The 21,502-nt window shown below is 40.5% G+C and carries 20 protein-coding genes and 1 riboswitch; of the genes, 15 read left to right on the forward strand and 5 right to left on the reverse strand.

Annotated features, from left to right (window positions below):
* Nucleotides 1-146: 146 nt before the first annotated feature.
* On the forward strand, nt 147-1,661 hold the full coding sequence (locus AC1D7X_RS08030) for a DnaD domain protein (protein ID WP_495474980.1): 1,515 nt from the start codon (nt 147-149) through the stop codon (nt 1,659-1,661).
* Between the two features lie 44 nt (nt 1,662-1,705).
* Nucleotides 1,706-2,659 carry a primosomal protein DnaI gene (gene dnaI / locus AC1D7X_RS08035; RefSeq protein WP_495455172.1) on the forward strand — a complete coding sequence of 318 codons (954 nt, stop codon included), beginning with the start codon at nt 1,706-1,708 and terminating at the stop codon, nt 2,657-2,659.
* An 81-nt stretch (nt 2,660-2,740) separates the two neighbouring features.
* Here dnaI and AC1D7X_RS08040 read toward each other — a convergent pair whose 3' ends face one another.
* A complete protein-coding gene (locus tag AC1D7X_RS08040) occupies nt 2,741-2,899 on the reverse strand; it encodes a YqzM family protein (RefSeq protein WP_495455173.1) in 159 nt (52 codons plus the stop codon).
* 231 nt (nt 2,900-3,130) lie between these two features.
* On the opposite strand from AC1D7X_RS08040, the gene trxA reads away from it, so the two are divergent.
* Nucleotides 3,131-3,448 carry a thioredoxin gene (gene trxA / locus AC1D7X_RS08045; protein WP_495455174.1) on the forward strand — a complete coding sequence of 106 codons (318 nt, stop codon included), beginning with the start codon at nt 3,131-3,133 and terminating at the stop codon, nt 3,446-3,448.
* Between the two features lie 134 nt (nt 3,449-3,582).
* Complete coding sequence (uvrC, locus tag AC1D7X_RS08050; RefSeq protein ID WP_495474981.1) at nt 3,583-5,589, forward strand: excinuclease ABC subunit UvrC; 2,007 nt, start codon at nt 3,583-3,585, stop codon at nt 5,587-5,589.
* A gap of 93 nt (nt 5,590-5,682) precedes the next feature.
* Here the strand turns inward: uvrC and AC1D7X_RS08055 are convergent, their stop codons facing one another.
* Complete coding sequence (locus AC1D7X_RS08055) at nt 5,683-7,305, reverse strand: CPBP family intramembrane glutamic endopeptidase (RefSeq protein ID WP_495455176.1); 1,623 nt, start codon at nt 7,303-7,305, stop codon at nt 5,683-5,685.
* Nucleotides 7,306-7,736: 431 nt separating this feature from the next.
* Nucleotides 7,737-7,903: riboswitch (cyclic di-AMP (ydaO/yuaA leader) on the forward strand.
* 63 nt (nt 7,904-7,966) lie between these two features.
* On the opposite strand from AC1D7X_RS08055, the gene AC1D7X_RS08060 reads away from it, so the two are divergent.
* Nucleotides 7,967-9,307, forward strand: coding sequence for a TrkH family potassium uptake protein (locus tag AC1D7X_RS08060; RefSeq protein WP_495474982.1), 1,341 nt, complete (start codon nt 7,967-7,969; stop codon nt 9,305-9,307).
* Nucleotides 9,308-9,346: 39 nt separating this feature from the next.
* Nucleotides 9,347-10,015 carry a potassium channel family protein gene (locus AC1D7X_RS08065; protein WP_495455178.1) on the forward strand — a complete coding sequence of 223 codons (669 nt, stop codon included), beginning with the start codon at nt 9,347-9,349 and terminating at the stop codon, nt 10,013-10,015.
* Between the two features lie 129 nt (nt 10,016-10,144).
* On the opposite strand, the gene AC1D7X_RS08070 is transcribed toward AC1D7X_RS08065, so the two are convergent.
* Nucleotides 10,145-11,044 carry a LysR family transcriptional regulator gene (locus AC1D7X_RS08070; protein ID WP_495455179.1) on the reverse strand — a complete coding sequence of 300 codons (900 nt, stop codon included), beginning with the start codon at nt 11,042-11,044 and terminating at the stop codon, nt 10,145-10,147.
* 256 nt (nt 11,045-11,300) lie between these two features.
* Here AC1D7X_RS08070 and AC1D7X_RS08075 point away from each other — a divergent pair, with 256 nt between their 5' ends.
* From AC1D7X_RS08075 to AC1D7X_RS08105, 7 genes are all read left to right on the forward strand, one after another.
* Nucleotides 11,301-11,969, forward strand: coding sequence for a succinate dehydrogenase cytochrome b558 subunit (locus AC1D7X_RS08075; RefSeq protein ID WP_495455180.1), 669 nt, complete (start codon nt 11,301-11,303; stop codon nt 11,967-11,969).
* Between the two features lie 12 nt (nt 11,970-11,981).
* Complete coding sequence (gene sdhA, locus AC1D7X_RS08080) at nt 11,982-13,727, forward strand: succinate dehydrogenase flavoprotein subunit (RefSeq protein ID WP_495455181.1); 1,746 nt, start codon at nt 11,982-11,984, stop codon at nt 13,725-13,727.
* A 64-nt stretch (nt 13,728-13,791) separates the two neighbouring features.
* Nucleotides 13,792-14,556: a succinate dehydrogenase iron-sulfur subunit gene (gene sdhB, locus AC1D7X_RS08085; RefSeq protein ID WP_495455182.1), complete on the forward strand. Its 765-nt coding sequence runs from the start codon at nt 13,792-13,794 to the stop codon at nt 14,554-14,556.
* A 110-nt stretch (nt 14,557-14,666) separates the two neighbouring features.
* On the forward strand, nt 14,667-15,464 hold the full coding sequence (locus tag AC1D7X_RS08090; RefSeq protein ID WP_495455305.1) for an AAC(3) family N-acetyltransferase: 798 nt from the start codon (nt 14,667-14,669) through the stop codon (nt 15,462-15,464).
* 25 nt (nt 15,465-15,489) lie between these two features.
* Nucleotides 15,490-16,272: a DUF3891 family protein gene (locus AC1D7X_RS08095; RefSeq protein WP_495455183.1), complete on the forward strand. Its 783-nt coding sequence runs from the start codon at nt 15,490-15,492 to the stop codon at nt 16,270-16,272.
* 30 nt (nt 16,273-16,302) lie between these two features.
* Nucleotides 16,303-17,235, forward strand: coding sequence for a metallophosphoesterase (locus AC1D7X_RS08100; RefSeq protein ID WP_495474983.1), 933 nt, complete (start codon nt 16,303-16,305; stop codon nt 17,233-17,235).
* A gap of 17 nt (nt 17,236-17,252) precedes the next feature.
* Complete coding sequence (locus AC1D7X_RS08105; RefSeq protein WP_495455185.1) at nt 17,253-17,795, forward strand: GNAT family N-acetyltransferase; 543 nt, start codon at nt 17,253-17,255, stop codon at nt 17,793-17,795.
* A gap of 121 nt (nt 17,796-17,916) precedes the next feature.
* On the opposite strand, the gene AC1D7X_RS08110 is transcribed toward AC1D7X_RS08105, so the two are convergent.
* The gene (locus AC1D7X_RS08110) at nt 17,917-18,729 is read right to left on the reverse strand and encodes a histidinol-phosphatase (protein ID WP_495474984.1); all 813 of its coding nucleotides are present in this window, start codon (nt 18,727-18,729) and stop codon (nt 17,917-17,919) included.
* Nucleotides 18,730-18,752: 23 nt separating this feature from the next.
* Complete coding sequence (locus AC1D7X_RS08115) at nt 18,753-19,655, reverse strand: LysR family transcriptional regulator (protein WP_495455187.1); 903 nt, start codon at nt 19,653-19,655, stop codon at nt 18,753-18,755.
* Nucleotides 19,656-20,037: 382 nt separating this feature from the next.
* On the opposite strand from AC1D7X_RS08115, the gene AC1D7X_RS08120 reads away from it, so the two are divergent.
* Nucleotides 20,038-20,496, forward strand: a complete 459-nt coding sequence (locus tag AC1D7X_RS08120; protein ID WP_495455188.1) for a chemotaxis protein CheX — start codon at nt 20,038-20,040, stop codon at nt 20,494-20,496.
* Between the two features lie 92 nt (nt 20,497-20,588).
* Nucleotides 20,589-21,362 (forward strand): SDR family NAD(P)-dependent oxidoreductase, encoded by a 774-nt coding sequence (locus AC1D7X_RS08125; protein WP_495455189.1) that lies wholly within the window; start codon nt 20,589-20,591, stop codon nt 21,360-21,362.
* Nucleotides 21,363-21,502: the final 140 nt, after the last annotated feature.

Consider the following 21,502-nt stretch of genomic DNA (forward strand, 5'->3'; position numbering starts at 1 on the left):
AAGTTGTGAGATCATATAACAAAGAATTGAAAAAAGATTCACAGGTAAGTATGTCCAATCACAAAATATACGCGAAATACGTCGAACGAGCTATAAGAATTATGTTAGAATAGAAGCAGTCTATGTAAACAGATGGGAGGTAAAAGATGCGCATAAAGAGTCTTCTACATTATTCAGAGAACCACCAATACTGCGTTTATCGCGATTTCTGCTTGAGCAGTCTGGACAATAGAATGCTCCAGTGTATCTACCAACCCATGGTCGGTGCATTCGCTCTAAGTTTCTATCATCTGTTGTTTCAACAGCTCCCTATAGAGAAGATCGGTTATTCTAGAATAGAGCAACAACGCCGTCTTTTCTTAACATTAGGTATGGAACCTAGTGAGAAGGGTCGGAAATTTCTGATTGAGCAAGCGTCGAAGCTTGAAGCGGTAGGTTTATTACAAACAAGTCGGATTTATGTACCAGAGAATGATGATTATATGTATGAGTATGAATTAACGGCACCCCTATCACCAACAGAATTCTTTAATACACAACACTTAACACTTTTATTACGTGACAAGATCGGCAAATTTGCTGTGCTTTCGTTACGAGAAGAGCTGTGGGCTAAAGAACCGGAAGAGTGGTCTTTCGCTACACAGAATAAAGAAAATATTTCAGTACCTTTTTATGAGATTTTTGAACTTAACACTCATGTGATAGATTATGAATTAGAGCAGGCTCTATCCGAAGTTTCTACGGCAAGACAATCGGGTCTACAAAAGGGTGAAGAAAGTAACAGTCTGAATTATGCTGATATTATCCTTCGATTCCCAAGAGAGTCTGTCAATCGAGAGCATGTCGAGAAGCTTAGGTTCAATTTTGAACAAATGGGCATTGTAAATTATGTTGTTAATAAATATGAGTTGAATATTCAAGATATATGTCGTCTTTTAGATGAGGATGGTATATTTACACCGCAGGGTGATATCATCTTAGATGAATTGCAACATCAGGCCAATCTACACTTCCGTCAAGGCAAGAAAAGAAAAGAACAGCGTGAGGTGTTAGCTGGTAAGATCGTATCCATTCGACAAGGGGAAGAGAAGCCAGAGGGGTCCCTTCAATTGGAACATGCGGTGCAAATGGAGTTTTATGTTGAAGTACCAATGCAGTTTAAATCCAAGTGTGATATTCATCAATATAATATGATGCTTCGGAATGAACCTTATACCAAATTGCTTAAAACGTTCTTTCCAGGTTCAGTTCCAGATAATCTAATTGATATATTTGAAAAGATTGACCTTAGTTATAAATTACCTGGTGAAGTCATTAATGTCCTTATACATTATTTAATGTCTCTCTTGGCTTCAGGTGGGGATCAACGAATTAATCGCAATTTCATAGAGGCTATTGCATCTAATATGTTGTTGAAGCAAGTGAATACGTATGAGAAAGCAGTACAATATATCAAAGATCAGTCTAAAGTGAAAGGTAAACAAGCTGCAGCCGCATCTGGTGGAGCACGTGGCCGTAATACCTACGGTAAGCAAGCCAAGATGAAGCCAGCCATTCCGGTCGCTCAAGATAATAGTCAAGGCGGTCAGGTATCTGAAGCAGAATTCGAAGAGATGATGAGAATGGCTGCTGAGATCCAAGCGAGTAAGAAACAAGGCTGATTTTGAGAAATGCATGATATCAATCATTTAAAGGGGGATGAGGCGTGGAATCTTTAGGAGAACTACTTCAGCAGATGAAGAATCCGTCTTTCCGACGACAGTCGCAGGCCATAGAAGACGAACTATTCAACAATCCGTTGATTAAGGAGCTACGAGCGCTTCATCCTGAATTGGATGATTCTAAGTTACGTCTTAACTTAAGCCGGTTGTACCAGTATGTTGGAGACAAACGGAATTGTGATAACTGTCCAGGTCTAGCGAATTGTCCAAATGACTTTCAAGGTCATTATAGTAAGCTTGGAGTTCAGACCGTAAATGGTTCTGCTGAGCTGTACGAACGAAAGGCTCCTTGCTCCCTTCATATAACGAAACAACATGATGATCAGGTGAAAAAGCGTATTCGTAGTTTTTATGTAGACGAGCGTGCGCTAAATGAAGGCTATAAAGAAGTGGAAATTATGGGTAAAGATCGCCTTCGTGCACCTGCTGTACAGCAAGTATTTAAATATATCCAAGAGACGAAGGACAATGGATTGTCCACACGTGGACTGTATCTGTATGGTTCTTTTGGAACGGGTAAGACATTTCTTATGAGTTACATGTTACATGAGTTAGCGATTGCAGGTCATACGGGCGTCATCGTCTATATGCCAGATTTCGTTGAGGATTTGAAATCATTAATGATGGACAGTGTAAAGCTTAAGGAAAGTACAGAAATGATGAAGAATTGTGATTTATTGATTTTTGATGATATTGGTGCGGAGAATTTGAATCCATGGGCTCGTGATCATATTATGGGGTCAATCCTAAATTATCGCATGAATCGCAAACCTACATTTTATACATCGAATTACACACTTGAGGGGCTAGAGAAGCATCTCAGCTTCACGAATAAGGATGGAGAAGAGGGTTACAAAGGTCAACGATTAATGGACCGGATCTCTCCATTTGTGGATGTGGTGAACTTGCACGGAGAGAACCAACGTGGCAAACATTAATCCAATCGAATGATTGTTATAAAAAAGTGAGATCCCCTTCGAAGGGGATCTCACTTTCTGGTTTTTATCAAGAATTGATGGTTAGCCAGAGATGATGAACTTGATAATTACCATTGCGAAGAATAGAATGGCCATGAAGACGAACATTCCGCCAAATCCAACCATTAAATCTTTGAAGTCATCGCGGGGTTCTTCATTTACATGTTCTCTTGGATCGTTGAAATGTACATTTGTATCCATGATTGAATCCTCCTCATAAAGATCTTAGTTTTGTGCATGATAAACATCATAGACAATTAGATCTGAGTTATCCCAAGTATACTCAATTCTAAAAGAACTTGTAAAGATTTTCCGTATATTAATGGTTTTGATGTTTTCCATTACATGTTAGAATGTGTTATACTTATAACTGTCCACAAAGACGTATCAGTTTAAATTCATGGAACTTTCCTAATAAGGAGGAGAAATATAATGGCTATTGTTAATGTATCTGATCAGTCCTTTAACACGGAAGTGGAAGGTCAAGGAACTGTTGTGGTTGATTTTTGGGCTCCTTGGTGTGGTCCTTGTAAGATGATTGCTCCTATCTTGGATGAGCTCTCTTCTGAACTAGGTGATAGTGTGAAGATCGCTAAAGTAAATGTGGATGAGAATCCTGAAACAGCATCTCGCTTTGGTGTAATGAGTATTCCAACGTTGATTGTTTTTAAAGATGGTCAACCGGTAGATAAAGTGGTTGGATTGAATTCGAAAGATTCACTGAAGAACATGATTTCCAAGCATCAATAAGATGTGAGCTACACGTTAGCGCCTCCGGTTAGCCGGGGGCGCTTTATTAAACTGAAAATGATCAAGCTACGTGTTATAAGCTTGATCATTCATTATATATATATAGTATTTACTGGGGGAGGTTATGACATCAAATGGATGACCTGATTAATTCTACGAAAGAGATAGAGAAGGCACAGGATCATATCCGCAATAAACTAGCCTTGTTGCCGGATCTCCCGGGGTGCTATTTGATGAAGAATAGGGATGGTACCATTATTTACGTAGGAAAGGCCAAGATTCTTAAGAATCGGGTTCGGTCTTATTTTACAGGAAGTCACAATGGTAAAACTCAGATGCTTGTCTCCGAAATTCGAGACTTCGAATATATCGTAACAGGAAGTAATATGGAGGCACTGATTCTTGAATGTAATCTAATTAAAGGCCATCAACCGAGATATAATGTCCTATTAAAGGATGATAAGACATTTCCATATATTAAAATTACGAACGAACTTCATCCTCGATTAGAAGTGACGCGACGTGTGTTGAAGGATAAGGCGAAGTATTTCGGCCCCTATCCGAATGCTTATGCTGCCCAGCAGACTAAGAAATTGTTGGATCGTATGTATCCATTACGTAAATGTGGAGCTATGCCGAAGGAAGTATGCCTTTATTATCATATGGGACAATGTTTAGCACCCTGTGAGAAAGAAGTAACCCAACAATCGTATGATCAGATTACACAAGAGATTAGCTCTTTTCTTAGTGGAGGGCATGAAATTATTAAGAAGGAACTACAACGCAAGATGTTGGAAGCTTCAGAGGAACTTTATTTCGAGCGAGCGAAAGAACTTCGAGATCAGATTATGAACATCGATGCCATTATGGAGAAGCAGAAAATTACGACTTCAGATACGCGAGATCGTGATGTACTTGGATTTGCAGTAGATAAAGGTTGGATGTGTGTTCAAATTCTGTATATGCGTAAAGGTAAAATGATTCAGCGTCACGCCTCGGTGTTCCCGTTCTATGGGGAAGCGTATAGCGACTTCATGACTTTCGTTACTCAGTATTACAGTGATAACCCGGCATTACCTCAAGAAATCCTATTACCAGAGCTGAACACAGCAGAAGTTAAGGAAGAGATAATAGACGCGGATGGAAATGTTGCCGAAGATGAGGGTGATGTTCAGTCTAATATCGAAGAGGGGAATGTAATCGAAGGTTCTGGTAGTGAGATATCCGATGTTGAAGCTACTTCAACTGAGAATGATCCACGTGCTTCTCTACTATCAGGTAGCGTCGAGGCGGCTAACGTTGTGGCTGCACTTCAAGAATGGTTGGGTATTAAAGTATATGTACCCCAACGAGGGTTGAAGAAACAGATGGTAGGGATGGCAGCTGAGAATGCTAGAGTATCTCTGAATGAGAAGTTTCGACTTATCGAGCGTGATGAAGAGCGGACTTCCATTGCCGCAGCCAATTTAGGTGAAGCGATTGGTATTGATTCATTACATCGCATTGAAGCTTTTGATAATTCCAATATTCAGGGAACGAATCCTGTTTCAGCTATGATTGTATTTATAGATGGTAAACCTGATAAGAAAGAATATCGGAAATACAAAATTCGTACCGTCGATGGACCCGATGATTATAATACGATGCGAGAAGTGATTCGAAGACGATATGAACGAGTATTGAAGGAAAACCTAGAAATGCCAGATTTGATCGTTGTGGATGGTGGGAAGGGTCAAATATCTGCGGCGATGGACGTACTTGAGAATGAATTAGGTTTATTTATTCCTGTATGCGGACTCGTTAAGGATGTGAAGCATAGAACCTCACAGTTGATGATTGGTGAACCTGCAGAGGTGATTACACTGCCACGTGATAGTCAAGAATTCTATCTATTACAACGCATTCAGGAAGAGGTACATCGCTTTGCGATTACGTTCCATCGTGAACAACGGGGTAAATCTATGGTTACCTCACAGCTCGATGCTATACCGGGGGTAGGAGAAAAGCGGCGTAAGCTGATGTTGAAGCATTTCGGATCTCTCAAAAAAATAAGAGAGGCCAGTGTCGAAGACTTCCGGCCTCTCTCTATTGGCGAGAAACTCGCCTCTCAGATTATTGCAGCACTTCAGGAGGAGTCGTAACATACGGCTTCTCTTTTTTTTCTTGAAAATAAGCAGGATACGTATCGCTTGATACGCTATATCTTATAATTCCGTCCGAGATAGGACACCGTCTTAATCAGTGGTGAGTCTCTTTCTTCTGGAGTAGACAAGATAAATTACGTACGCAACGATGAAGGGCATGACCATAGACACCACACCTGCTGTAATACTAGTGGAGTCCTCCAGGGTGAGTAAGCTGAAACCCATCAAGATGCTATCGAACACAACATGGCTGAACATCGCTGCAATAAAGCCATAGCGTAGAAATATAAAGCTGAAGAGTAAGCCGATAACGACTAGTTCTATAGGTCTTGAAATAACGGGATAGATAGGATAAAGCGTATGGCCGAACGCCCAGATGAGGGATGGAATGAGACACGCTAGGAAGGTATTCTTAACGATCTTTTGCATCATCCTAATCCCAAATAAACGATAAACAGCTTCTTCTGAAATTCCAGCTACCCATGCCATGAGCGGTAGAATCCAAGGGTATACCATATTAATCGGGGATTGACTAGCATCCGTCGTAGACCAGCTATGAAGCGTCAGACCGAGTATTAAAAAGATGACGGATTGAACTCCTAACAAGATGAGGGCCCATAAATATCCGACATACATACTATGAAGAACAAATTTACCATACCCGGCTTCTTTTGCACGTGGCCAAGGATTAAGTCCTGTTTCCTTCCGCCATAAGCCATCTCCACCAACAAGTGAGAAGTACAATAACGCAGCCATAACTAAGGTAAGGAGACCCTGGAATATTAACCCGAACGTTAGACTTAATCCCGTCAGTCCCTCGGCTTCCAAGGCGGGCAACATATTTAATGTGCTTAGCATGGAGACAATGAAATAGAATGAACTCAGGAATATTCCTCGAACAAAAGAGGTATGCTTTCTCGTTATTGCGCTATATACAATAGCAAGTATGCCAAGCGCTAAAGTGAGGAGTCCATATCCGAGCATGGTCATCCAAACGGCTTTGGTGTGTTCTTTTTCTACATAAGATGTATGTTCTGACGGAATCGAAAAGGAAGGTTCAAAGGAGACGATCCTGTCTGATCCGAAAGTGAACTTCAATTGTAATACGGCCTCGCCAATCGTAGTATTTAAGTCCGAATAGGTAAGGGTCGATTTTTTATTTTCTGTGATCTGGAGAGTCTTTGAATCATATCCTAATTGGGTTAGCCATTGTTCTGCAAGTCTTACATTATTTGTTGTACTGATCGATTCCTCTGTAGGTTCAATAAGGGGCGAGTTCTTCTTCTGAGAAAAGGATACGATATCTCCTGTATTCATATGTACATCTATATTAAGGTAGTTATTGGTATTACCTTCTTTCAGACGGACGCGGTAAACTTCGGTTGGATATTTATGATCGAAAGTAGTATTGTATTTCTCCATTAACTTCTCTTTAGATAAATAACCATATAAATCTGAGTCAGATTGATAGGTGACCAAAGTATCATCGGGTTGACTCAATACATGAATGTGAAGTTGTGACTCAGCATATTGTGTGGCCGCGATTCTTGCTTGATCCTTAGTGATTAATTCTTTGCTTGGTTGCTCCAGTGTATCGGATGCGGTGCTGGGGAATACTTGCAATATCATAAACAGAATCAGACCGATAACCCCACATAGACCGAGAACCTTATAGTTGATATTAAGTTTCAAAGGTTGTCCCGTAGAATTCATTTAATTTCCTCCTAAAAGTTTTTGAGCGCTACTTCTTAGAATTACTTCGTAAAAACTTACATCGAAAGCATAAACTTAAAGTTTTTGAGCGTTACTCCTTGGTAATACTTCGTAAAAACTTACATCGAAAGCATAAACTTAAAGTTTTTGAGCGCTACTCCTTGGTAATACTTCGTAAAAACTTACATCGAAAACATAAACTTCGTTAGATGCTCTTATAAGTAACGATAACATAGCATAGCTTCTAGCGGTAAATCCAGCAAATGTAACTCGAAATGGTGCAAAGCAGATGAATAAGAAGGTAATCATACTTATGGAGAGAGAACCACTGTTCTGATACGTTCTTTCGCTTATATTTAACCCATATCCAGTCATTTGTCCAGAAAATCAATTTGTACAGTTACTGGATAAAGATTATAATCGGAATGCAATTTAATAATGCGCCAAATTTTCATATGAAATACGGGGGAACCATTTCTTGTAGAGACGATTTAGTCTATCTACTTGTGGGGTGAATTTCGTTGTTGAATGAACGAATAGGGTAAGCTGTGCATACCCGAATCCGTCAGCTAACCTCGTAGGCGATATGCAAGCAGGAACCAACCGAGAGGCATTGGATTTCCAGTGTCTTTTTTTGTTGATTTAAAAAGGGGTGAAGCGTGTGAAATGGAAGTATAGTTGGTTCAGATTATCCCCTCCACAAATTCTAGTTATTGGTTTCGCTACCATTATACTACTGGGAACGGTATTGTTAACCTTACCCATATCGAATACGACGGGTAAACCCCTCGCCTTCATTGATGCATTGTTTACAGCAACATCAGCGACTTGCGTTACGGGCTTAGTCGTGCAGGACACGGGGACGTTCTTCAGCACATTTGGGCAAGTGGTCATTATTATGCTCATTCAGGTGGGCGGACTTGGATTTATGACGATGGCTACGTTATTCGCCTTTGTGTTGAAACGGAAGATATCCCTACGTGACCGTTTGCTCCTTCAAGAAGCGATGAATCAGGGCTCAATGGAAGGAATAGTACGACTGATTCGAAAAGTATTACTCTTTTCTCTTATTATCGAAGGATCAGCTGCTGTTCTGTTAACTGTAAGATGGGCAGTAGATATGCCCTTTGGAAAAGCTTTATATTTTGGTATTTTTCATGCCATTTCAATGTTTAACAATGCTGGATTTGATCTATTCGGTGACTTCCGTAGCCTTACAGGTTATGTATATGATCCAATCGTCAACTTTGTGGTGATGTTCCTTATTGTATCTGGAGGAATTGGATTCATTGTTCTATCTGACATGGTCGATTTCCGAAAGACGCGTAGGATATCTTTACATTCAAAAGTAGTACTATCCATGACAGCCTTTCTAATCGTGTTCGGAGCCATTGTTATATTTGTATTCGAGTATTCTAATCCAAGAACATTAGGGTCGTTAAATTGGGGTGGCAAAATCCTTGGCTCCCTCTTCCAATCGGTTACACCAAGAACTGCAGGTGCGAATACGCTTGATCTGGGTAATATGAGACAGGCATCTCAATTCTTTATGATTATACTTATGTTCATTGGGGCTTCTCCAGGATCTACTGGAGGTGGGATCAAGACAACAACGTTTACGCTTATTATTGGTGCTGTGATCTCCATGTTACGTGGACGAGATGACATCGTATTGTTTCGCTACCGGTTTGCGCAAGAACGTATATTTAAAGCGCTCACGATTACACTAGTTGCACTTTTGCTTGTAATGAGTGTAGCGATGATACTTTCTACGACAGAAGACAGTAGTTTTCTAATGATATTGTATGAGACAACTTCTGCATTTGGTACAGTAGGGTTAACGATGGGATTAACAACACATCTGACCTTAGCGGGTAAAATTCTGATAAGTCTAACGATGTTTGCAGGTCGCCTTGGACCACTTACACTGGCATATGCACTGGGTCCGAAGAAAGGCAAAGAGTTATATCGTCATCCAGAGGGTAAAATTATTATAGGGTAGAAGAGAAATTGAGATGATTAAAGGAGTATTGAAAGAGAGATGAAGAAACAGCAGTTTGTCGTTATTGGATTGGGGCGGTTCGGGTCTTCTATTGCTCAAGAACTTATGGCACTGAATTATGAAGTGCTAGGGATCGATCGAAATGAAGAGATTGTAAGTGATATGAGTGAGTTACTGACGTATGCTGTTGTGGCAGATGCCTCAGATGAAGAAGTGCTGAAATCGTTAGGTGTTCGTAATTTCGATTGTGGTATTGTGGCTATCGGAGAAGACATCCAGACGAGTATTCTTGCAACCATACTGCTCAAAGATTTAGGAGTAACGACAGTCGTTGCTAAAGCGATCTCTGTTCTTCACGGAAGAGCATTGGAGAAACTAGGAGTAGATCGAGTAGTGTACCCTGAGCGAGATATGGGCATTCGGGTTGCACATCAACTGGTAACTCCGAACTTACTGGATTATATTGAACTTTCGAAAGATTACAGCATTGTAGAGATGAACGCTCCGTTATGTCTTGATGGTAAGACACTCACAGAGATAAATATTCGTACTAGATTTGGCTGTAGCATCGTGGCTTTGCATAGATCAACTGGCATTATTGTGGCGCCTACAGCAATGGATCAGGTTCGAGCAGGCGATATTATGGTCATTATCGGGTCTAACGAGAATATTGAAAATTTTGAGAATGAACTCATGGATGACAATTAAATAGGAATAGAACCACTTTCGGTAGAGGTAGCTAATTTCTCAAAAAAATGCGAACGTAAAACACAGAGAAGGTCAAGGAGATTATCCTTGACCTTCTCTGTGTTTCTTTTTTTGGTGAAATCATAAAAATCATAAATCTAGGCGATTAAATAAGGATTCTGTTTCTTCGATCCATTGCCGTGCAGCCTTACTTAACTCGGTATATTCACCATAGATTAAGGATGTCGTTCGTCGTGTTTCTTTGAGATCAGGGATATGAATAACTTTGAGATCATTATCGTCAATAAGTTGTTGATGTAGATAAGATTTGGGTAATAATGTTACAGCTTTACAAGTAGGTAATAAGCGGACAATCGCTTCAAACGAGTCGATCTCCATTCGAATATCAGGCATAATACCCGTATTCTCAAATAAGTCGTCCATTAATTTACGATACCATGTCCCACTTGAGAAAATAATCATGGGTGTCTCATGTAAATCGTTCATATGAATGGCTGGTGATTCGGCAAGGGGGTGTTGTCTTGGTAGAACTAATTCCAAGTGATCTTCAAATAAAGGGATACAGTTTAAGCCTCTTTCGTGGATGGATGAAGCAACAATTCCAACGTCGATCTTCTTCTCACGGAGTGCTGAAACAATTTCATGCGTTCTACCTGTAACAAGTTTGATTTCTGCAGTGGGATGCTTCTCCATAAAAGTATTGATCAGTGGTGGAAGCGTTGTTTGAATTGTAGTTAGGCTTGCCCCAAGAGTGACAGAGATCTGACTTCCATCTTTATGCTGAGATAATGTTCGCAAGAATTGTTGTTGAAGCTTTCTTTGCTCAAGAGCAAAGGTATAAGTTAAATGTCCGATCGAGGTCAATTCTAATCGCTTACCACGACGGTGAAATAGATTTACCCCAAGATCGTTCTCTAACTTGGAAATTTTACGTGATAGAGCGGGTTGAGAAAGGTTCAGTAACTTAGAAGCCTTATTGAGACTGGACTGCTCCACAACGATTGCAAACACATCTAACGCTTCAAACATAGTACACCTCACTCATCTCATTTTTACCGGAACATCAATTCATTCGCTTATGCGCTTATGTTATAACTAATAATAATTATATTGCAATTCCATTATAAGCTAAAAAGGAGTAACATGAAAAGTGCCACAAGTTGTTCACAGATTATTAAGAAATGTGGCTGTTTTAGTCGCTTTCTGCGGCTTTTATCACGTCCGTATATGTTTTATTAACAAAGATATTTGAAAACGCTGTTATTGGAAAGGGGATTAGTCATTTATGAAGGGTTACTATGCTAGAAAGATTCACTCGCTTCTCGGAGTGATCCCACTGAGTTTCTTTATTTTAGAGCATCTTGTGACGAATTTCGGTGCATTTGAAGGGGGACTTGAGAAGTTTAATGAGGGGGTAGCATTTCTTAATGGTCTACCACTCGTATTGTTCATGGAGCTGTTTCTAATTTGGCTACCCTTGCTCTATCATGGTGTATTTGGTTTATATCTCGCCTATCAATCACAACCGAATAATGGATCATATAACTATGGACGCAACTGGCGGTTCTTGTTTCAACGTGTTACAGGTGTCCTAACCTTTATGTTTGTCATTTGGCATGTGTATGAGACACGAGTTCAAGTAGCCTTAGGAAATGTTACACATGAAGAATTGGGTGGTATTATACATGCAGTAGTTATGAATCCTGTTACGTTTATTCTATATTTAATCGGTGTTATTTCCACGGCGTTCCATTTCTCTAATGGGATCTGGTCTTTCTTAGTCAGCTGGGGAATTACTGTAGGACCACGTGCACAACGCGTATCATCAATGATGTGTATGGGATTATTCGCTATCGTATCGGTATTATTCATCTTGTCACTAATTGCTTTCCGAAATGTTGAGTTCCAGACCGCTTTGAACTTTATAGAATCATGGAAGACAGTCTTAAGTTAAGGGGTGACCTACATGGCAACAGCAAATATTATTATTGTGGGCGGCGGGTTAGCTGGATTGATGGCAACCATAAAAGCAGCAGAATCAGGTACACATGTTCACTTATTCTCACTAGTTCCCGTAAAGAGATCTCACTCCGTATGTGCTCAGGGCGGAATCAACGGGGCTGTTAACACCAAAGGGGAAGGAGACTCACCATGGGAGCATTTCGATGATACCGTCTATGGTGGAGATTTCTTAGCCAATCAGCCTCCAGTTAAAGCGATGTGCGATGCAGCACCTGGAATTATTCACTTGATGGATCGGATGGGGGTTATGTTTAATCGTACGCCTGAGGGACTTCTGGACTTCCGGCGCTTCGGTGGAACGCAATATCATAGGACAGCCTTTGCGGGTGCTACGACAGGGCAACAGTTATTGTATGCACTTGATGAGCAAGTTCGTCGCTATGAGGCTGAAGGCTTAGTAACCAAACATGAAAATTGGGAGTTCTTATCCGCTGTTATTGATGATGATGGAGTATGTCGTGGCATTTGTGCACAAGATCTGAAGAGCATGGAGATTCATACGTTTGCTGCGGATGCTGTTATTTTAGCAAGTGGGGGACCTGGTATTATTTTCGGTAAGACTACGAATTCGGTTATTAATACAGGTACTGCAGCAAGTGCAGTGTATCAGCAAGGGGTATATTATGCGAATGGTGAGTTTATTCAGATTCATCCAACGGCGATCCCTGGAGACGATAAGCTTCGCTTGATGTCGGAATCTGCACGTGGTGAAGGTGGGCGCATCTGGACGTATAAAGATGGGAAGCCATGGTATTTCCTTGAAGAGAAGTATCCTGCTTACGGAAATTTAGTACCACGTGATATCGCAACTCGCGAAATATTCCATGTGTGTGTAGATATGGGTCTTGGAGTCAATGGTGAGAACATGGTCTATCTTGATCTCTCCCACAAAGATCCGAAAGAACTGGATGTTAAATTAGGTGGTATTATTGAAATTTACGAGAAGTTCATGGGTGATGATCCTCGAAAGATTCCTATGAAAATATTCCCGGCAGTCCATTATTCAATGGGTGGCATGTGGGTGGATTACAATCAGATGACGAACATTCCAGGGCTATTTGCAGCCGGGGAGTGTGAATATCAATATCATGGTGCGAATCGTCTTGGAGCTAACTCACTTGTATCCGCTATATACGGAGGTATGGTTTCTGGACCTAAAGCAGTTGAATATATCAAAGGCCTTAAGAAGAGAGCGGAAGATATACCTACTGCGGTATATGATCGTTATAAGAAAGAACAGACAGACAAGTATGAGAATCTCCTTGCTATGAATGGAACGGAGAATGCCTATGTTCTGCACAGAGAACTAGGTGAGTGGATGACGAATAACATGACGGTTGTACGTTATAATGACAAGCTCGAAGCTACGATTGAGAAGATTAAAGAATTAAAGAAACGCTACAAGAATATTAACATGAACGATAAATCCCGATTTAATAATCCAAGTGTAGCGTTTACTCGTCAACTATGGAATATGATAGAGCTTGCACACGCGATGACGTTGGGTGCCTTGATGCGAAATGAGAGTCGTGGTGCTCACTATAAGCCAGATTATCCTGAGCGTAATGACGAGCAGTTCCTGAAGACTACGAAAGCGAAGTGGACACCTGAAGGACCACAAATCTCGTATGAAGAGATTGATGTATCTTTGATTCCACCACGGATTCGTGACTATTCGAAGGAAAAGTAACGTTAATATTATCGATGAATTAAGTATCGGTAGTGGCGCTTAAAAACATATGGGAGGAACTAATATGGCGGAAACATCTGTATCACAAAAAAATGTTAAGTTTATTATTACTCGTCAGGATGCGCCGGATTCTAAGCCTTATACAGAGGAGTTTGAGATTCCGTATCGTCCTGGTATGAACGTTATAAGCTCATTGATGGAGATTCAACGTAATCCGGTAACTAGTGAAGGGAAAGATATTGCTCCTGTATGTTGGGAATCCAATTGCTTAGAAGAAGTATGTGGTGCCTGCTCGATGGTTATTAACGGTAAACCACGTCAAGCGTGTGCAGCACTTATTGATAATCTTGAGCAACCAGTACGGTTACAACCGATGAGTACATTCCCGGTTGTGCGTGACCTTGTGATTGACCGCAATCGTATGTTTAAGGCACTCAAGCGAGTGAAGGCTTGGATCCCGATTGATGGTACGTATGATTTAGGCCCCGGACCTCGTATGGCTGAGAAGAAGCGGCAATGGGCATATGAATTATCAAAGTGTATGACTTGCGGAGTATGCCTTGAAGCTTGTCCTAACGTGAATGAGAAGACGGATTTCATCGGTCCTGCAGCTATTTCACAAGTAAGGCTCTTTAATGCCCATCCTACTGGGGAAATGAATAAAGAGGAACGTTTAGACATGTTAATGGAGGACGGCGGTATTGATGGGTGTGGGAATTCACAGAACTGTGTCCGTTCATGTCCCAAAGGGATTCCTCTAACAACCTCTATAGCAGAGATGAATAAAGACACAACCAAGCATATGTTTAAGCGTTGGTTAGGAGTATAATAAATAGCATATTGTAGCTACGCTAATACGACACCTCCACGAATCGCATCCCTGCGATACTCGTGGAGGTGTTATTTGTAAATAATAAGAGTGATCTGGAGGGGATCGTATTGATTATTGATCGACCGGTAACGAGTACCGATATCATGATAGATTGTGATAAACTCGGAGTACGTCGTGGGATGAACTTACTCGTTCATTCTTCTATGAAAAGTATTGGTGGATGGATCGTTGGAGGTGCGGAAGCTGTTATTCTAGCTTTAGAGAATCTATTGGGTAAAGAAGGAACACTTATAATGCCCACTCAATCAGGGAACCTGACAGATCCAGAGACGTGGATGAATCCTCCTGCAGATCCTCGATGGTGGGGTCTTATACGTGAGAGCATGCCTCCATATGATCCTGATTTCACAGTTACTAGAGGCATGGGTATTATTCCTGAAATTTTTCGTAAACAGTCGGGTGTTTATCGTAGTGCTCATCCCCATGTATCTTTCGCAGCTAGGGGTAGACTTGCTACATATATTACGGAGTCTCATCCGTTAGATTACAGTCTAGGTGAGAGCTCACCACTTGCTAGAATGGCAGAGGTGGATACATATGTGCTCTTATTAGGTACGGATCATAGCAACAATACATCATTTCATCTAGCGGAATATCGTTGCGCATATCGAGGTAAGAAGGAGATTGAGTCCAAAGCGCCAATCCAGGGTAAACACAATACAGAGTGGGTATCCTTTCAAGATATCAACTTTACATCGGATGATTTTCATATAGTGGGTGCAGATTTCGAGCGGAATTGCTCCGAACTGTACACACGTGGGAACGTAGGTATGGCTTCCTGCCTGCTATCCAGACAAAACGATCTAGTGAATTATGCGATATCATGGTTTGAACATCACCGGTAAACTAAATCTGCTAGGAGGAATTCATATGATATGCAGAGAACGTAAAGAAGACTGGGTTATGGTTGACCAGCACCAACATGGATTACTTGCGGGAGAGTTTGCTGCAGCAATGAATTCGACTATATTTCGAAGTAATAAACGATGGAATGAAGCTGTCTATGCCGTGAAAGATCATGACCGAGGTTGGATTGATCTAGATGATGACCCCTTTTTAAATGATGCTTTGCATGCACCTTATACATTTTTAGATTTCCCGATTGCTACGAAATTAACCTTTTATAGTAAAGGACTGGACGAAATCCAGTTAAAAAGTCCATATGCAGCACTTCTATGCAGTATGCATTACGACAGACTTTTGAACCAAGCTAATATCGAGCATCCTGCTCTCAGAAAGTATATGCAGCAAGAACAGAATCGTAGAAAATATATTCAATTAGAGCTAGGAATAACAGATTTAGAAACCGATAGTGATCTTGTCTATGATCTAAACGTATTGAGGTTCTGTGATGATTTATCGCTCTATTTATGTTTAAATGAACCTGGAGCAGACAAAGAACACGAATTTCCTTGGTGGCGTGAAGGCTTTCCCATGTCTGATGAATTCGACTGTACGGGTGGCAACATCATTCAAGCACACTGGAAGAATGTGAATACAGTGGAACTATCGCCGTTTCCCTTTGATAGAAAGTTCACTGTTGAACTGACATGTATCATTGTATCCAAGCTAGCTATTCAACAAATGGGTATCTCAGAAGCTTATTCTAATGGTGATGTGATTCAGTATACTTTTCAAATTCAGGGTAGTTAATTTAATTTATGTATTGGGGGCTGTGACATCATGACGAAACAAGAGAAGCCTCTGGACTCATCTTCATCTTCGTCTTCAATACCCTCTGGAATTCGTTCAACTAAGAACTGGAGCGAAATGAAGATGACGAGAAGGCAATTTCTTCGTTATAGTGCAACAACAGTGATAGGTGCTAGTTTAATTACAGGTGGATATGCAAGTTTATGGGAACCTCGACATCTATCGATTGAGTCACTGGAACTTGAATTTGCAAGATTACCCGCTGCCTTTGATGGGTTAAAAGTGGTTCAATTTAGCGATCTGCATCTAGGGTTTCATACTCACGAGAAGGATATTAAGAGTTTAATGGCAACCATAACAAGTCAATCGCCGGATATCATTTGTTTCACAGGGGATATTGTAGACAATAGTGCGGAACCTCTAGCTCAAGCTGTACCGTATTTATCTTCACTTCATGCGCCATTAGGTAAGTATGCCATTCTAGGAAACCATGATCATTGGGGACAGCCAGGTGAAGTCATTCGTATGTTGAAGGCTTCAGGATTTATTGTACTTCAGAATAAACATGTTATCGTAAAAAAAGAAGGAAGTATGATTGCCATCGTGGGATTAGAAGACCTTTTAATTGGAAGACCTAACCCAGAAGAAGCATTAAAGGGTGTTCCAGAAGGGACATTTTCCCTGTTGCTTATGCATGAACCGGATTATGCAGACACTGCGGCAACGTATCCTTTTGATCTCCAATTATCAGGGCATAGCCATGGGGGGCAAGTGCGATTACCCTTCATGGGGGCAGTCATGACACCTAAAGGTTCGAAACGTTATATTCAGGGACTCTATTCGATGGAATCCAATGATATGAAGTTATATGTAAATCGTGGGTTCGGAGTTACTAAATTACCTATTAGATTCCTGTGTAGTCCAGAATTAACCGTATTTACGTTCAAAACGTCGGGATTGTGATGTGATGAGGTACAAATATGATTGATATGTCTTCATTTGATGGATCACGTGTATTTCTAAGACCCATTGAAAAGAGGGATGGTCCAAGACTAGGCTCCATTCTCTCTGATCTGCGAGAGCAACAATCCACTGCCTATAATCAGCACACCTCCTATTTTGGTTCAAAAAGAATGCTCGAACAAATCTTAAACAGTGATGTAGAGCGTTTTATTCATTTTGGAATCAGGATTAAGAATGTGGATGGAATTATAGGGTTAATGTCATTTCAACACTGGAGTAGAGTTCAATTTAAGGCAACATTAGCCTATATGCTGGATCGTACTTACTGGAATCAAGGGATCGCGACGGAGGCTTTAAGAATTCTGTTGGAATTCGGATTTCGGGAGCTTGGGTTACATCAAGTCGAGGGAAGATGCCAAGAGGATAATATGGCTTCAGAAAAAGTGATGATCAATAACGGTTTAACTTGGGTACGAACAATTCCAAGAAGAGATGGGACACAGATGCCAGTTCATGCGGTTAAGGTGTTCAGTCTAAGTCAGTGTTTGTTACACAAATGAAATATAGCCGTTACGTAACTCTAACAGTGAGTGGTTATACTGATTACATAACCCCCTTTTGAAAATATATATGAACTAGGACCCGTTGATAACGGGTCCATTTTTTTGTCTGTTTATAGGATTACAGAAGTGAAACGATTTGTTTTTGTTTCTGTTTATAATAGACCCATTCTTTAAAGCCAATTTCTTTGAGTTTTGCGCTTACTTTTGAGAAGTCATCTCCTATACGATTAGGATGGTGAGAATCGGATCCAAAAGTCACATCTACTCCATAATGAAGTGCTCTCTCAAGAATGTCATCCGAAGGGTACCATCCACCACTTAATTTCATTCTGCCGGATGTATTAATCTCAATAGCAACACCGCAGGTAGCTATAACCTGTAATGTCTCATCAATGGTCTCAGCAGCAGGGATATCGGAGAATCCAGGGTAATTTCCCTTCATGGCGTCTATGTGTCCAAGAACTTGAAAAAGGCCACTTTTTGCGGATCCTTGAATCAATCGGTAATATTCTTTTTTGATGGAAAGCTGTTGTTCAGAATCTAGACCGATCCACTGATCCTTATTGAAAATACTGTCCTCGTACACATGATGGACAGATCCAATGATGTAGTCAAAGGGATATTTAGCAAAAGTATTTCGATAAAGTTCAACATGATCTGGAAAATAATCGGATTCCATCCCTAACAATACATCAATCGTTCCTGCGTATTCCTGTTTAAGTTGAAGTACCTCTTGTACATAACCTTCCATCTCAGATTTCCCCATTGCTACGCCTGGATTACCCATATCTTCTTCTTTAGCAAAGTAGGGCGAATGATCTGAGATACCAATGACCTGTAGTCCAGAAGAGATTGCCGATTCAATATAGTCTCGGATATTTCCCTCTGCATGTCCACAACGATAATGGTGGGTATGAATGTCAAATTTCATGATGTAACACTCCTTAAGTTGAATTATTCGGAACTTATAAATTGCGATTCAGGCATACCTTTGAGATCGCTCAGAAATTGTTGCATTGCGGAATTCAGGTATCTTCCTGATTTATAGATTACACCCACGGGGTGAGTAACTTCAAGCTCAAAAAGAGGAACGATCTTCAATGTACCTAAACGTAATTCGCTAGCGACAGATAGTTTGGAGATAATAGCCGCACCTAAGTTTAATTCGACCATCCGTTTTATTTCCTCACTACTTGAGAGCTCCATAACTACATTTGGGGTGATTTTATGTTTCTTAAAAATCTCATCCGCGAATTTACGGCCTACGGTATCATGTGTGAGCAAAATAAGGGGGAGATCGCGCAATACTTCAATCGTAGCGACAGAATTTTTGGATAGAGGATGTTTAGTAGAAATGACCAATTCAAAAGTGTCATAGTAAAGCACAGACGTCATTAAGTTCGGATTACGCTCAATGAGGTATCCAATCCCGACATCCACTTGGCCGTTCTCTACGCTAGTATATACTTGGCCAGAAGACATAGACTGGATTGTCGTTTTGATGAGGGGGAATTGATCCTGAAAATAAAAAAGTACGCGTGGTAACATTTGAATCGCTATTGAAGTGGTTGTTCCAAGGACGATAGGTCCTTGAGGAGTCTCGCTTAAATCAGAGAGCCGTTGTTTAAGTTCTTCTACGATAGATAGAATACGTTCGGAATGTTCAAGGAATACCTCACCGCGGTCTGTTAACGTCACAGGTTGGTTACGATCCACAAGCACAGTATTAAACTCGTCCTCTAGGCTTTTAATCTGAGCTGATACGGCTGGTTGAGTAAGGTTGAGTAATTCTCCAGCTTTTCGAAAACTCATCGTCTTAGAAATGGTCACAAGTGTTTCTAACTGACTGATGTTCACGTCATCCCTCCTCTAGCTATTCTTATATCTGTATATTAATTCGTTCATAAGTCCATTATTTAAAATTATAGATGATCTACTAGGCCAGAGCAATGAAACTCAACATTTATTCTTAATATTTTGTAGCATTGCCATTCAAAAAATAGGGTAAAAGACCGATAAAGAAGAAGTGGATTTATGATTACATAAGCCTAAACGAGACAATGATATAAAAGGTTAGTACTTCTTTTGATATTTAACATAGGTTTGAAGGGCTATTGATGAAGCTATGCTCCAATAAACACTAGCATATTTTTGGGTTTAAAGTATAATTATTCTAACGATATACGGGACTTTTGGTGCTAAGACCAACAGCCTAGTCTAAAGGGGCGCATGTTACAAAATGAAAACAGAAATAATTAATCCTTTTCTAGAGTCCGCAAGGATCGTTATTGAACAAGTCATTCGAGTATCACCTTCAACGGGTAATTTAACAGTTAAAATTATTGAAATCGTTAAGGGTGATATATGGATTCAAGTGGGCATGACAGGGCAATTATCAGGTAATGTGGTATTCGGTCTGAAAGAGTCAGTTGCATTAAAAATAGTATCCGCGATGATGGGCGGGACCATTCTAACGAAAATGAATGAAATGGGGAAAAGCGCCATCTCAGAACTTAGCAATATGATTAGTGGTAATGCTAGTACCATCCTTTTCAATCAAGGAGTTAATGTTGACATTACACCTCCTGTCATTGTAAATCCTCAAGAAAATCCTCTCTTCTTTTCAAAAAAGGCACTCAGCATCCCCTTAATGATGGATGGAATCGGTGAACTGGATATTCAAGTGATGATTTCTTAGAATAGAGATAACAAACTCATTCTAAGGAGTTCAAATTTCGTAGAAAAGAATACTTGTTCTGCGCAGTTTGAAGTTGGGAGGATTAAGAAATCATGCTTCAAGATAAAGTCGTTGTCATAACAGGAGCTTCAAGTGGTATTGGTGCGTTAGTTGCAAGGTATATTTCTGAGCAAGGGGCTATCCCCGTATTAATGGCACGTTCTTCAGGACGCTTAGCATCCATCGGTGCAAAGTTATCAGGTCCACATAAGCTAATGGTGGTAGATGTGACGCAAACCGATCAAGTACAACATGCGATGAGCCAAGTCATAGAACAATACGGTAGAATAGATGTGCTTATGAATAACGCAGGCTACGGTAAATTTGAATCCATCCTTGATATGTCTGTAGATGAATATAGTGAAATGATGGATGTCAATTACATGGGAACCGTTCGATGTACAAAAGCCGCATTATCTTACATGCTACCCAAAGGAGAAGGGCAGATCGTGAACGTCGCTTCTATGGCAGCGAAGATTGGAACAGCTCAATCCACTTCATACACAGCAACTAAACATGCGGTATATGGATTTAGTAATAGTCTGCGACAAGAACTACGTGGAACAGGAATAACGGTATCGACGGTTAATCCAGGACCTATCGATACGCCTTTTTTTGAGTTAGCAGATCCCTCAGGGAAATATGTCGCCAATGTCAATTGGTTCATGATGAAACCAGAACTCGTGGCTCGTAAGATGGTCAGACTTATTGAGCGTAAGCAAGAAGAGATTAACTTACCACGGTTAGCCGCGATCGGTATACGTTTCTACCAACTGTTTCCACGGTTGGCGGACAAATTAACGTATGGCATGATGAATAAGAAATAAAGAGAGAGCCGGCTCAAGGGAGTCGGTTTTTTGTTGAGAAGCATGGTTAATTTAGAAATCTACATAATAAATTGCATAAGAATTTGGTGGGATATCTATTTTAGCATATAATGAATAAGAATGATTTGAACATAAAGGAT

This window comes from Paenibacillus sp. Y568 (assembly GCF_059445545.1).

What these genes read in the sequence shown, in the direction of transcription:
- AC1D7X_RS08030 (WP_495474980.1), top strand. Translation starts at nt 147, where the DNA reads ATGCGCATAAAGAGTCTTCTACATTATTCAGAGAACCACCAATACTGC.
- AC1D7X_RS08040 (WP_495455173.1), bottom strand. Translation starts at nt 2,899, where the DNA reads ATGGATACAAATGTACATTTCAACGATCCAAGAGAACATGTAAATGAA.
- trxA (WP_495455174.1), top strand. Translation starts at nt 3,131, where the DNA reads ATGGCTATTGTTAATGTATCTGATCAGTCCTTTAACACGGAAGTGGAA.
- uvrC (WP_495474981.1), top strand. Translation starts at nt 3,583, where the DNA reads ATGGATGACCTGATTAATTCTACGAAAGAGATAGAGAAGGCACAGGAT.
- AC1D7X_RS08055 (WP_495455176.1), bottom strand. Translation starts at nt 7,305, where the DNA reads ATGAATTCTACGGGACAACCTTTGAAACTTAATATCAACTATAAGGTT.
- AC1D7X_RS08065 (WP_495455178.1), top strand. Translation starts at nt 9,347, where the DNA reads ATGAAGAAACAGCAGTTTGTCGTTATTGGATTGGGGCGGTTCGGGTCT.
- AC1D7X_RS08070 (WP_495455179.1), bottom strand. Translation starts at nt 11,044, where the DNA reads ATGTTTGAAGCGTTAGATGTGTTTGCAATCGTTGTGGAGCAGTCCAGT.
- AC1D7X_RS08075 (WP_495455180.1), top strand. Translation starts at nt 11,301, where the DNA reads ATGAAGGGTTACTATGCTAGAAAGATTCACTCGCTTCTCGGAGTGATC.
- sdhA (WP_495455181.1), top strand. Translation starts at nt 11,982, where the DNA reads ATGGCAACAGCAAATATTATTATTGTGGGCGGCGGGTTAGCTGGATTG.
- sdhB (WP_495455182.1), top strand. Translation starts at nt 13,792, where the DNA reads ATGGCGGAAACATCTGTATCACAAAAAAATGTTAAGTTTATTATTACT.
- AC1D7X_RS08095 (WP_495455183.1), top strand. Translation starts at nt 15,490, where the DNA reads ATGATATGCAGAGAACGTAAAGAAGACTGGGTTATGGTTGACCAGCAC.
- AC1D7X_RS08100 (WP_495474983.1), top strand. Translation starts at nt 16,303, where the DNA reads ATGACGAAACAAGAGAAGCCTCTGGACTCATCTTCATCTTCGTCTTCA.
- AC1D7X_RS08105 (WP_495455185.1), top strand. Translation starts at nt 17,253, where the DNA reads ATGATTGATATGTCTTCATTTGATGGATCACGTGTATTTCTAAGACCC.
- AC1D7X_RS08110 (WP_495474984.1), bottom strand. Translation starts at nt 18,729, where the DNA reads ATGAAATTTGACATTCATACCCACCATTATCGTTGTGGACATGCAGAG.
- AC1D7X_RS08120 (WP_495455188.1), top strand. Translation starts at nt 20,038, where the DNA reads ATGAAAACAGAAATAATTAATCCTTTTCTAGAGTCCGCAAGGATCGTT.
- AC1D7X_RS08125 (WP_495455189.1), top strand. Translation starts at nt 20,589, where the DNA reads ATGCTTCAAGATAAAGTCGTTGTCATAACAGGAGCTTCAAGTGGTATT.